Annotated in this window: 10 protein-coding genes; 4 read left to right on the forward strand and 6 right to left on the reverse strand. The window is 68.1% G+C overall.

Going from position 1 to position 12,538, the window contains the following annotated elements:
- Positions 1 to 72: 72 nt before the first annotated feature.
- The 5 genes from MF607_RS12600 to lgt form a co-directional block, all read right to left on the reverse strand.
- Positions 73 to 1,392 (reverse strand): cystathionine gamma-synthase family protein, encoded by a 1,320-nt coding sequence (locus MF607_RS12600; protein WP_242119265.1) that lies wholly within the window; start codon positions 1,390 to 1,392, stop codon positions 73 to 75.
- A 234-nt stretch (positions 1,393 to 1,626) separates the two neighbouring features.
- The gene (gene pgeF, locus MF607_RS12605) at positions 1,627 to 2,397 is read right to left on the reverse strand and encodes a peptidoglycan editing factor PgeF (protein ID WP_242119266.1); all 771 of its coding nucleotides are present in this window, start codon (positions 2,395 to 2,397) and stop codon (positions 1,627 to 1,629) included.
- Positions 2,394 to 2,903 (reverse strand): GNAT family N-acetyltransferase, encoded by a 510-nt coding sequence (locus MF607_RS12610; protein WP_242119269.1) that lies wholly within the window; start codon positions 2,901 to 2,903, stop codon positions 2,394 to 2,396. The genes pgeF and MF607_RS12610 overlap by 4 nt, the downstream gene beginning before the upstream one ends.
- Positions 2,900 to 3,967 (reverse strand): class I SAM-dependent methyltransferase, encoded by a 1,068-nt coding sequence (locus MF607_RS12615; protein ID WP_431311946.1) that lies wholly within the window; start codon positions 3,965 to 3,967, stop codon positions 2,900 to 2,902. Before MF607_RS12615 ends, MF607_RS12610 begins: the two co-directional genes overlap by 4 nt.
- Positions 3,968 to 4,124: 157 nt before the next feature.
- Positions 4,125 to 5,024 carry a prolipoprotein diacylglyceryl transferase gene (gene lgt, locus MF607_RS12620; RefSeq protein WP_431311947.1) on the reverse strand — a complete coding sequence of 300 codons (900 nt, stop codon included), beginning with the start codon at positions 5,022 to 5,024 and terminating at the stop codon, positions 4,125 to 4,127.
- A 217-nt stretch (positions 5,025 to 5,241) separates the two neighbouring features.
- Here lgt and MF607_RS12625 point away from each other — a divergent pair, with 217 nt between their 5' ends.
- The 4 genes from MF607_RS12625 to MF607_RS12640 all read left to right on the forward strand — a co-directional run bounded on the left by MF607_RS12625 (position 5,242) and on the right by MF607_RS12640 (position 11,392).
- Complete coding sequence (locus MF607_RS12625) at positions 5,242 to 7,470, forward strand: xanthine dehydrogenase family protein molybdopterin-binding subunit (RefSeq protein WP_242119271.1); 2,229 nt, start codon at positions 5,242 to 5,244, stop codon at positions 7,468 to 7,470.
- Between the two features lie 258 nt (positions 7,471 to 7,728).
- Positions 7,729 to 8,736, forward strand: a complete 1,008-nt coding sequence (hemH, locus tag MF607_RS12630) for a ferrochelatase (protein WP_242119273.1) — start codon at positions 7,729 to 7,731, stop codon at positions 8,734 to 8,736.
- Between the two features lie 30 nt (positions 8,737 to 8,766).
- Entirely contained in the window at positions 8,767 to 9,489 is a 723-nt protein-coding gene (gene phbB, locus MF607_RS12635; RefSeq protein ID WP_242119276.1) for an acetoacetyl-CoA reductase, read from the forward strand.
- Between the two features lie 424 nt (positions 9,490 to 9,913).
- Positions 9,914 to 11,392: a S41 family peptidase gene (locus MF607_RS12640; RefSeq protein ID WP_242119277.1), complete on the forward strand. Its 1,479-nt coding sequence runs from the start codon at positions 9,914 to 9,916 to the stop codon at positions 11,390 to 11,392.
- A 96-nt stretch (positions 11,393 to 11,488) separates the two neighbouring features.
- Here the strand turns inward: MF607_RS12640 and MF607_RS12645 are convergent, their stop codons facing one another.
- Complete coding sequence (locus MF607_RS12645; protein ID WP_242119279.1) at positions 11,489 to 12,529, reverse strand: RAD23 family protein; 1,041 nt, start codon at positions 12,527 to 12,529, stop codon at positions 11,489 to 11,491.
- Positions 12,530 to 12,538 lie beyond the last annotated feature (9 nt).

Below are 12,538 nucleotides of genomic sequence, written 5' to 3' on the forward strand. Positions count from 1 at the left end.
AAGTGGTACGTTTGAGGAAGCCCCCCTCCACCACCGCTTTGCGGCGGTCCCCCTCCCCGTGCCGGGGAGGATTTAGATCGCCGCCAGCGCCTGTTCGAAGTCGGCGATCAGATCGTCGGCATCCTCGACCCCGATCGAGATGCGCACCAGATTGTCGGTGATCCCCAGCGCCGCCTTGCGCGCATCGGGCACCGACAGATGCGTCATCCCCGCCGGATGGCTCGCCAGCGTCTCGGTCCCGCCGAGGCTGACCGCCAACTTGGCGATGGTCAGCGCGTCGAGGAACGCGAACGCCTCGCGCTCGCCGCCCTTCAGATAGAGCGAGAAGGTCGATCCGCCGCCGGTGCAATGGCGGTGATAGATGTCCGCCTGGCGCTCCATTCCCTTGGCGTCCTTCAGGAAGCCGAGATAGCCGACCCGCTCGACCTTCGGATGATCGCGCAGGAAGGCGCAGACCTTCGCGGCATTCTCACCCGCCCGGCTCATCCGCAATTCGAGCGTCTCCAGCGACCGCAACAGCATCCACGCGGTATTGGGGTCGCAGATGGTGCCGATGGTGTTGCGCATCGAGCGGATGGTGTTGATGTGTGCCTTCGATCCCAGCACGCCGCCGGCGACCAAGTCGCTGTGTCCGCCCGCATATTTGGTGAGCGAATAGACGACGAGGTCGGCGCCGTGTTGCAGCGGTTGCTGCCAAAGTGGCCCGAGGAACGTGTTATCGATCGCGATCGGCGGTTTTTCGGCATGCTCGCCGAACACCGCATCGCGCGCCGCCGCCACCGCTTCGATATCGACCAGTGCGTTGGTCGGGTTGGCCGGGCTTTCGAGATAGATCAGCGGTACGCGGCCTGTCGCCTTGCGCAGCACGGCCTCGATCTCGTCCTGCGTCGCGCCCGCCGGAAAGTCGAGATAGTTCACCCCGAAGCGTCCGAGCACGCGGCCGATGAGCGTCTCGGTCGCGGCATAGAGCGGACCGGAATGGATGATGGTGTCGCCCGGCTGGACCATCGACAGGAAAAGCGTGGCGATCGCCGACATGCCGCTGGAGAAGACCAGCGCGTCCTCCGCCGCTTCCCACACGCCCAGCCGATCCTCGAGGATTTCCTGGTTCGGACCGTTGAAGCGCGAATAGACCAGCCCTTCGGCCCCGCCGGGACGCTTGCCGGTCACGCCCTCGAAATGGCGCTTGCCCGCGGCGGCATTGGGAAAGACATAGGTCGAGGTCGCGAAGATCGGCGGTTTCAGCGATCCTTCGGACAGCACCGGGTCATAGCCATGGCCCATCATCAGCGTCGCCGGCTTCAGCCGCCGCCCGCCGACGGTGTCGACCGGCGGTTTGGGACGGCGGCGCGGCGGCACGCCGGTCAGATCGGCTTCGGTTTCGTCGGACATTGCGAATCTCTCCTGCTTTTTCGGAGAGGGTAGCGATAGTTACGGGAGAAACCAAATGGGCCGATCGATCACGAACGTCACCCCAGCGCAGGCTGGGGGCTCTCGCGGTTCCAGCGTCGCGCCCGGCCACCAGGAGACCCCAGCCTGCGCTGGGGTGACGGAAATGGAAAGCTATGGTCGTGCTATTGGCGGCGAGACCCCAGCCTTCGCTGGGGTGACGGTTGAAGCGGTGGATCAGTCCCGCGCGATCCCGATTACCGACAATTGCCGCCCATAATCCGGTTCGCCGCGATGCGTCGCACGGCGGAAGCTGAAGAAGCGGTCTTCCTGCGCATAGGTGTCCTGCCCCAGCGCCTCGATCCGCCGCACGCCCGCCGCCGCCAGCCGGTGGACGACATAGGCTTCGAGGTCGAACCGGGCATGACCGGGACGGTTTTCTGCGAAGAAGCGCTCGTTCGCCGGATCGGTCGCGCAAAAGCGTTCGACGAAGCCCATATCGACCTCATAGCTGGCCCGCGCGATGCAGGGGCCGACCGCCGCGGCGATGCGGTCGGCGCGGGCGCCCAGCTTTTCCATCTGCGCGATGGTCGCGTCGGTGATGCCCCCCAGCGCCCCCTTCCACCCGGCATGGGCCGCGCCGACCACCCCGGCCTCGCGGTCGGCGAGCAGCACCGGCGCGCAATCGGCGGTGACGATGCCGAGCAATATGTCGGGCCGTTCGGTGACCATCGCGTCGCCCTGCGGCCGGTCGGTGTCGGGAAAGGCGGTCAGCACGCGGACGACCGATGCCGAATGCGTCTGGTACAGCCCGCACAGCGCCGCGCCCGGCAGCACCGCCGCCACGGCGCGCGCGCGGTTCTCCGCCACCGCCGCCGGATCGTCGGCCGAGCCGAGCCCGACATTCAACCCGGCAACGACCCCGCGCGACACGCCGCCCCGCCGCCCAAGAAAGCCATGCGCCACGCCGTCGAGTGCGGCGGCACGGATCACCTCAACCTCGCTCAAAGGGCTACCCGCATCACGTCATCCACATCCCGATGATTGCCGACCATGAAGTCGTAGGTACCGACCCGTTCGAAGCCATAGCGTTGATAGAAGCGCCGGGCGCGATGATTGTCGACGAACACCGACAGATAGCATTCGTCCGCGCCGGTCGCGCGCGCCTGTTCCAGCATATGCTCCATCATCCGCGCGGCAAGGCCGCTGCCCTGCCACGGCCGGCACACATAGAATTGGCGCAGTTCGATCGGCTTACCCTGCGGCGTGAACGGCAGCGAGGGCGGGCCGAGCTTGGCATAGCCGGCGGCGTCCTCCCCCGCCAGCGCCAGCACGACGTGATAGCGCGGATCGTCCAGTTCGGCCGTCCACTTGTCGGGCGTGTGGTTGGTCAGAAAGGCGGCGAGATCGGCGGGGTCGTAGAGATGGCCGAACGTCTCGGTAAAGGTCTCCGCCCCGATCCTCGCCAGCAGCGCGGCATCGGCGATCGTCGCGCGGCGCAGCACCGGGGTCATGCGAACCCCGCCGGGACCGGCCAGCCGGGGCTGGTGATCGCGATCGCCTTGAACAGGCTGCCCATTTGTTCGTCCTCCACCAACCGGTCGCGATCGGCGCGCAGCCCCTCCGCCCGGTCCGGCGACTTGGCTGACAGCGCCTGCACCCGCGCGTCGATGCCGAGCGCCTTCAGCAGCGCGCCCTGTTCGACCGGGCCGTAGGCGACGGCATCCTCGGCACGCGCCGCCTCGACCAGCGTCGCGAAATCGACATGCGCAGTCAGATCCTGTTCGCCCGACTGGTCGTACGGGTTGACGAAGCCGTGACCACGCACCGCCTGCAACGTATCCCCGATCGCCGGGCCGCTATAGCCATAGTCGATGACGATCGCGCAGCCGCCCTGCGCGACGAGCCGCTTGGCAAGCTGGCGCATAATGGCGACCGATGCCGGCGCGGTTTCGAGGACCGATCCGACCGGCGCGTCGCGCAGGTGCGGCGGAATGATCGGGTCGAATCCGCGCTGTCCCACGATCGGCAGGAACAGCGTGTCCTGGCACGCGACCAGCCGCTCGCGCCAGCCCTCCGCCGTCTTGACCAGTTGCCGGATCGGCAGCGCGTCGAAGAATTCGTTGGCGACGACCAGCAGCGGGCCGTCCTCGGGCAGGCCGACACTGTCCATCGCCCATTCGGCCTGCGGCACGCGCTTCGCCTGCTCGGCGCGCAGCGTGGGGGAGGTTTCGACGAAATGGACGCTGGGGGTGCAGCCGGCGGCCGCCATGGCGCGCAGCGCGTCGGCGGCGAGCGTACCGCGGCCGGGACCGAACTCGACATAGCGCGCCGCCGGACGCCCGGCGCGATCCCATTGGTCGGCCAGCGACAGGCCGATCAGCTCGCCGAACATCTGGCTGATTTCGGGCGCGGTGGTGAAATCGCCGTTCGCGCCCAGCGGGTCGCGGGTCGCGTAATAATGCGCATTGGCCGCGCCCATGAACTGGGCGAGGCTGATCGGCCCGGCCAGCGTGATCGCACGGGCGAGCCGTTCGGGAAGGGCGGGGTCGGCTGCGGTAACGACGGGATCGGTCACGCCAAATCCTCCCCGCAGTGCGGGGAGGGGGACCGCGCCTGCAGGGCGTGGTGGAGGGGCAATGCCGCAAACGCCGACGTGGCGCCCGGGGCAATCCCCCTCCACCAGCCTGCGGCTGGTCCCCCTCCCCACAGGGTGGGGAGGAATTTCAGGAGCTTCATGCCACGCTCTCCGTGCCGGCGATCGGTTCCACCCGCACGCGGCGCTTCTTCGCGGTCGCGATCAGGTAGATGCCGCCCGCGATCATCGGCAGCGTCAGCCATTGGCCCATGTGAAGCCCGGTCGCCTGCGCGAATGCGACCAGCTGCGCATCGGGTTCGCGCCAGAATTCGACGAAGAAGCGCGACAGGCCGTAACCGAGCAGGAACGCGCCCACCAGCTTGCCCGGCTGGTAGCGGGCATCGGTCTTCCAGAACAGGAACCACAGGACGAGGCCGAGCAGCAACCCTTCGAGGCCCGCTTCGTACAGCTGGCTGGGGTGGCGCGCCGGGTCGAGGCCGCCGGCGACGGTGCGGGGAAAGACGATCGCCCATGGCACGTCGCTCGGCCGGCCCCACAGCTCGCCGTTCACGAAATTGGCCAGCCGGCCGAAGAACAGTCCGAACGGGGCACAGCACGCGACATAATCATGCACGCGCAGCCAGTTCAGGCCGTGCTTGCGCGACAGCAGGATGATGCCGACCATGGTGCCGATGGCGCCGCCATGGAACGACATGCCGCCGTCCCACAGCCGCAGGATCTTGATCGGGTCGAGGATCATTTCGGGCGCGTAGAACAGCACATAGCCGATCCGCCCGCCGAGGATGATGCCGAGCGTCGCGTAGAAGACGAAATCGTCGGCATGACGCCGCGCCATCGGCGCACCCGGCTGGTCGAGCAGCTTGAGCAGATACCACCAGCCGATCAGGATCCCGGCGATATAGGCCAGCGAATACCATTTGAGCTGAAAGAAGCCGAGGTTCAGCGCGACCGGATCCAGCCCGAGGTCGCTGTAGCGGATATGGCCCGCGGCCATGCCGAGTTCGCCGGTGGCGGCGGCAAGGGTGGAAAGGATCAAGGGGAACGCTCCGGCTGTGTGGCGGCGGGTAATATCGGGGAAGCGCGCGGGATGGAACAGAAGATCCTCCCCGGCACGGGGAGGGGGACCATGCGCAGCATGGTGGAGGGGGGTGTCCGAATACGGAACCGCTGCATTCGCGGATGCCCCCCCTCCACCATCCGCTACGCGGACGGTCCCCCTCCCCGTGCCGGGGAGGATTTGCTAGGGCACGGTAATGCCCGGACCTTCCACGCCCCGCATCACCCGCCGCAACCTGCTGATCGGCGGCGGGGCGGGGGTCGGGTTGATCGTCGCATGGGGCCTGTGGCCGCGCCGCTACGGCGTCAATCTGGCGGCGGCCGAGGGCGAGAGCGTGTTCGGCGCCTATCTGAAGATCGGCAGCGACGGGCAGGTGACCGTCGCGGTGCCGCAGACCGAACATGGCCAGGGCGTCTATACCGCCTTGCCGCAGATCGTCGCCGACGAACTGGGTGCCGACTGGCGCACGGTCGCGGTGGAGGCGGCGCCGATCAACCCGCTCTATGCCAATCCGCTGGCCGCCGGCATCCTGTTCGGCGATGCGCTGGCGCTGCTTCCGCAAGCGACGCGCGCGACCCATGCCGAGCGGACCGCGCTGATGCTGACCGCCGGGTCGACCTCGGTCCGCCGGTTCGAGGCACCGCTGCGCGCGGCGGGTGCTGCGGCGCGGGTGTTGCTGTGCAAGGCGGCGGCGCGCGGCTGGGGCGGCGACTGGCGCAGTTGCGGCACCGCCGATGGCTTCGTGGTGATGGGGGAACGGCGCGAACGGTTCGGCGTGCTGGCCGAACGCGCGGTGCGCGAGAGCCTGCCCGGCGGCGAACTGCCGCTCAGGACCGGCGACGACAAGCGGCTGGTCGGCACGCCCGCCCCCCGGCTCGACGCGCCCGCCAAGGTCGATGGCAGCGCGACCTTCGCCGGCGACGTCCGCAAGCCCGGCATGGTCTTCGCCTCGATCCGGCAGGGGCCGATCGGCGAGGCGAAGCTGCTGAGCGTCGACAAGGCGGCGGCCGAAGCGGTGCCGGGCGTGGTCAGCGTGATCGAGACCGATCGCTGGGTCGCGGCGGCGGCAACGACATGGTGGGCGGCCAATCGCGCGGTCGATGCGATGGCGCCGCGTTTCGAGACGCATGGGCTGGTCGACGACCGCTCGATCGCCTCCGCGCTCGATGCCGCGCTCGCGGGGGAGGGGGCGCGCGTCCATGACGCGGGCGATGTCGACGCCGCGTTCGCGGGCGGGCGGACCCAGACCGCGACCTATCGCGTGCGTGCCGCGCTCCATGCCGCGATCGAGCCGACCAGCGCCACCGCCGAATGGAATGACGGCACGCTGACGCTGTGGATGCCGACGCAGGCGCCGACGCTGGCCCGCGCCGCCGCCGCGCGCGCGATCGGTATCGGCGAGGACCGGGTGATCCTCCACCCGACCATCGCCGGCGGATCGTTCGGTGCCAATCTCGACCACCGCGTCGCCGAACAGGTCGCGGTGCTGGCGCGACGGCTGGAGCGGCCGGTGCAACTGACCTGGTCGCGCGGCGAGGATTGCCTTGCCGATCGCTACCGCACCCCTGCCGCCGCGCGGATGACGGCGCGGCTGGGGCGGGGCGGCAGCATCCTCGGCTGGCGGGCGCAGATCGCGGCGCCGCGCACGGGGCGCGATCTGGCGCGGTTGCTGCTGGGCGGTGACGTCGCGGCATCGCTCGGCATGGCACTGCCCGGCGACCGCGGCGATGCGCTGGCGACCGAGGGCGCGGTGCCAGCCTATGGCGTGCCGAACGTCGCGGTCGATCACCATCCCGCCGACCTGGGCCTGCCCGCCGGCTGGTGGCGGTCGGGGGCACATAGCTACACCGCCTTCTTCACCGAATGTTTCCTCGACGAACTGGCCGGCTTTGCGGGAATGGAGGCGCATTCGTTCCGCATCGCGATGCTGGGCGGTGACGTCGCGCTCGCCCGCTGCCTGTCGACGGTCGCGACGATGGGCGGCTGGCAGGGCGGGGTGCCGGGCAGCGCACAGGGCATCGCCTGTCACCGGATGCGCGGATCGGCGATTGCCTGCATGGCGGAGGCGCATCTCGACGGGGGGCGGGTCAAGGTCGACCGGTTGGTCGTCGCGGTCGATTGCGGGCGGGTCATCAACCCCGATCTGGTGCGTCAACAGGTCGAGGGCGGGCTGCTCTTCGGCATGGCGCAGGCGGTCGGCGCGGCGACCGGGTTCGATGCGAACCTGCCCGGCGTGCGGGGGTTCGGGGGACTGAACCTGCCACGGCTGGCCGACAGTCCCGAGATCATGATCGAACTGATCGAATCGGATGCCGATCCGGGCGGGGTCAGCGAATTGGCGGTGCCGGTCGTCGCCCCCGCCATCGCCAATGCCCTGCACGCCGCGACCGGACGGCGCTATCGCACGCTGCCGCTGCTCGGGTGAAGGAAGAAGTGTGTTTTCGCGCAGAGGCGCAAAGGACGCAGAGAATGAGGTGCGCTTGGAAATGCTTCGCGCATCAGCGCCTTCTGTATTCGGTTGCAGCGGCCCAAGCGGTCTCCCGGTCGCGAAACGCCGGCCAATAACGCAACCCCTCTGCGCCCTTTGCGCCTCTGCGCGATAACAAACCTTCTTCGTCCCGGCACCTTCGCATGGACCAAATCCCCTTGCACCAAAGCCGAAGCTCGCGCGTTACACCGCGCCATGGACCTGCCGCCGAATCACCCCGCCATCCCGAAGCGCCGCGTCGGCGTGTTGCTGATGAACCTCGGCACGCCCGACGATCCCTCGCCGCGATCGGTGAAACGCTATCTCGCCGAATTCCTGTCCGACCGCCGCGTGGTCGAAATCCCGCCGATCGCGTGGCAACCGATCCTGCGCGGCATCATCCTCAACATCCGGCCAAAGAAATCCGCCCATGCCTATCAGCAGGTGTGGAGCGACCGGGGCTCCCCGCTCGCCGCGATCACCCGTGCGCAGTCGGAGGCGATGCAGGGCCAGTTTGGGGACGGGGTCGTGATCGACTGGGCGATGCGCTACGGCAATCCGTCGATCGCCAGCCGGATCGAAACGCTGCGGCAACAGGGGTGCGAGCGCATCCTGCTCGCGCCGCTTTACCCGCAATATTGCGCAGCAACGACCGCAACCGCCAATGACAAGGCGTTCGCGCATCTTGCGAAATTGCGCTGGCAGCCGGCGATCCGGACCCTGCCGCCCTATTATGACGACCCGCTCTATATCGACGCCCTGGCGACGACGCTGCGCGAGGATCTGGCGAAGCTGGCCTTCGAACCCGATGCGATCGTCGCGAGCTTTCACGGCATGCCGCGACGCACGCTCGAACTCGGCGACCCCTATCACTGCCATTGCCAGAAGACCGCACGGCTGGTGCAAGAGGCGCTTGGCCGGCCGCTGACCGTTGCGTTCCAGTCGCGCTTCGGCCCAGCCAAATGGCTCGGTCCCGCCACCGACGAAACGCTGATCGAACTGGCGAAGGCCGGCAAGCGCCGCGTCGCGATCTTCGCGCCCGGATTCTCGGCGGACTGTCTGGAGACGCTGGAGGAACTGGCCATCCGCGGCAAGGAAAGCTTCGAAGAAGCGGGCGGTACCGATTTCGCCTATCTTCCTTGCCTGAACGCCGAGCCGACAGGCAATAAAATGTTGCGCAACATTATCGCGCGCGAACTTGCGGGCTGGATCGACCCCGCCTAGCAGTAACGGAAATTGACCAGGAGAGAATGCATGGCACGGGTAGCGATCGTCACCGGCGGCACGCGCGGTATCGGCGAGGCGATCAGCCTCGCGCTCAAGGACATGGGCGTGACCGTTGCCGCCAACTATGCCGGCAATGACGAAAAGGCGAAGGCGTTCACCGAACGCACCGGCATCGCCGCGTTCAAATGGGACGTGGGCGATTTCGAAGCGACCCAGGCCGGCGTCAAGCAGGTCGAGGAAGCGATCGGTCCGGTCGACATCGTCGTCAACAATGCCGGCATCACCCGCGACGGCACGCTGCTGAAGATGACGTACGAGATGTGGGAAGACGTGATCCGCACCAATCTCGGCGGCTGCTTCAACCTCGCCAAGGCGACCTTCCCCGGCATGCGCGACCGTAAATGGGGCCGTATCGTCAATATCGGCTCGATCAACGGGCAGGCGGGCCAATATGGTCAGGTCAACTATGCCGCCGCCAAATCGGGCATCCATGGCTTCACCAAGGCGCTGGCACAGGAAGGTGCGCGGTTCGGCGTGACCGTCAACGCGATCGCACCGGGCTATATCGACACCGACATGGTCGCGGCGGTCCCGGCCGATGTCCTCGAAAAAATCGTGGCGAAGATTCCGGTCGGTCGTCTGGGCCAGGCCAGCGAAATCGCGCGCGGCGTCGCGTTCCTGTGTTCGGAAGAAGGCGGGTTCGTGACCGGCTCGACGCTGAGCATCAACGGCGGCCAGCATATGTATTGATCGTGGTCCCGCGGGCATCCCGCGGGTTCGATGGTTCGAAAACGCCCCGGTGAAAGCCGGGGCGTTTTTTGTGTGTTTGTCTGCGTGCGGGCCGACCTGCCTTGCCCTGCACAGTCCCGATAGGACCAGCGCCGCGGAACCGCATCGAAACGCGGTCAGTCCGCGACGACAACCGGAGCGCGGTCTGTCGATGCCCTTCTTTTCATCGGGCATATGGGGCTGAAGACGTTGCGGGCATCGTCGTCAATGCAGGCCCGGCCTGCACGACGGCACTGCGCAGTCTCGCCCACGCGAGCGACGTTCGCAAAAGCCTCGGCTCGATCCGGGGTAGTGAAAACGCCGGCCGCATCTCTACCTGCCCAAATCACGTCGCTACGCAGAAAATAGAGCGACCGCGCGATACTTTGCGTTTACTATGCGACGCATGGACCGACGCGATCTCCTCCGTGCCCTCGCCGCGCTCCCGCTGGTCGCTTCCGGTCGCGTCGTTGCCGCGCCGGACGCTTCCGGCATCGACGCGGATTTCGCGGTGCTGCGCGCGGCGATGGCGATCCATCCCGGGGCGCACCGCTATCTGTCGCCGGGCGAATTGGCCCGTAATCTCGCGGTATTCGAATCGGACTATGCCGCCGGCGCACGCGCGGCATCGTACGATCGTTGCTACCTCGCTTTGTCCCGCTTCCTGACCACCATCCGCTGCGGACACAGCTATCCCAATTTCTTCAACCAGACCGATCCGGCGGCGAAGGCCCTGTTCGACCGGCCGACCCGGTTGCCGTTCGATTTCGAATGGATCGGTCGGTCGATGATTGTCACCGCCGATCACAGCGGCACGAACGCCCTGCCACGCGGGTCCCGCATCACCGCGGTCGACGGACGCGATGTCGGCGACATTCTCGATACGCTGATGCCCTATACGCGCGGCGACGGGCATAATGACGGCAAGCGCCGGTCGCTGCTGGGGGTGCGCGGGGCCGAGGATATCGAATATTTCGACGTCTTCCACGGATTGCTGCTGCCGCCGATCGGGGGCGTGCATCGCTTGGCCTTGGTGCAGCCCGACGGTCGGGCAACCCGGGTCGAAGTGCCGGCGATCGGACTGGCCGCCCGGCAGGCGACGATGACCCGCGTGCGCGAGGACAGCGACGCCCCGCGCTGGACCTATCATGTCCGGCCGGACGGGGTCGCCGTGCTGGACATGCCCGGTTGGGCGATGTGGAATTCGAAATGGGACTGGAAACGCTGGCTGTCGGATCGCCTCGACGATGCGGCGACCACCCATGGCCTGGTGGTCGACCTTCGTCGGAACGAGGGTGGCGACGATTGCGGTGACCCGATTCTGGCGCGATTGATCCGTCGCGATCTGATCGGCTGGACGTTCGAACCGAAGGTGCGGTTTCGCGAGGTGCCGGCGACGCTCGCGCCGCATGTTTCCACCTGGGATGACGGTTTCCGACGCATCGGGCTGGGTGGCGCCGATCTGGGCGGCGGCTGGTACGGTCTGCCCGACGGGGCAAAATCGTTGCCGATCCGGCCGGATGCAAAACGCCTCGACGTGCCCGTTGCGGCGCTGATCGGCCCCGCGAACAGTTCGGCGACCTTCGGTTTCATCAATGCGGCACGGCGCAGTGGCCGGGTAAGGCTGTTCGGTGAACCGACCGGCGGCAACCGGCGCGGAATCAATGGCGGCGGCTTCTTCTTCACCAAGCTGCCGGGCAGCGGGATCGAGTTCGACCTGCCGCTGATCGGCTATTTCCCGACGACGCCGCAGCCCGATGCCGGGATCGAACCGGACGTCGTCGTTCCGGTGACGGTCGAAGCAATCGCGACGGGACGCGATCCCGCACTCGACGCTGCCGCGACATGGGCGGTGGCGCAGCGCACCGGTCCAGTGCGCGGCTGACCCCGCGTTCCGCTGCGGCATCCGCGCGGGTGTTTCGATGGCGCACCGGACCGATTGGCTGTCGGGACAGGACGGCAATCGCCGCCCGCGCTTGCCTCAATATCCCAGATCGCGCAGCGCGGTCTCGACGAACGCCGCATCCGCCTGCACCCGGCCGATGATCTCGACCGATCCGGCATCGACCGCACGCGCCAGCAGCACGACATAGGGTTCGTCGCCCGGCGCGACGGGCACGACCACGTTCGGCGTCGCGGCGGGGCGGGCGCCGGTGCGCTCGATCCATTCGGCGAACTCGCCTTCGCCCACCCCGGCGCGATTGGCGCGGGCGAGCAGGCGGGCATGGCCTTCGTGCGGCGTGCCGAACAGCAGGCGGACCAGCGTCTCCACCGGCGCGCGCGGATCGACGGTCAGTCCGGCACCCGCCAGCATCGCCGCATAGCCCGCCGCGTCGCGATCGCTCGCGACCAGAAAGTCATAGGCCGTGGCCAGCGCCTCGGGCGATGCCGGTGCCGCCTCGATCGTCCGGCGCGTCGCGACCAGCTGCTCGGCCAGCGTCGGGGCCGGCTTCGCGGCCGGGGTCGTGGGGGTGCTGGGGGCGATCGGTGCGCTCGGGCCGTCGGCCCATGCGGTGGCGGTGGCGAGCGCGGGGGTGCGGCGCGGGGCGCTGGTGCGGCGCGCCTCGGTCAGCTCGGCGGCGAGCTGCGACTGGACGCTGGCGTCGACCACTTCCTTCCAGTTGATGACGCCGTACAGGTAATCGATCGCCTCGCCGTCCGACGAAAACGGCATCAGGATGCCGCGATACAGCATCGGAAAGCCGCGATGGCCGACGAATTCGGCTTCGAAGCCGATCGGCGCGCGGTTGGCGATGATCTGCAGATAATGGTCGGTCAGCCGCGACAGCAGCGATCGCGACGGCACCTGCGACAGGCGGACGATCGACGAATCGGTACCGCTTTCCTCGCGCAGGGCGTGGCCGAGGAAGCGGATTTCGGCATCGTCCTGCCCGCCGGTGAAGTCGAGCAGCACGCTGTTCGGGCCGAAATCGGCGATGCCCGCGGGGTCGAGCGACTCGATCAACGGGCACGGCCGTCCGTTCAGCAGCGACACCCAGTAGTTGTACGCCCGGACGTGCATCCGCCGCTC

Source organism: Sphingomonas lacusdianchii, assembly GCF_022664395.1.
In the GTDB taxonomy this organism is placed as follows: Bacteria; Pseudomonadota; Alphaproteobacteria; order Sphingomonadales; family Sphingomonadaceae; genus Sphingomonas; species Sphingomonas lacusdianchii.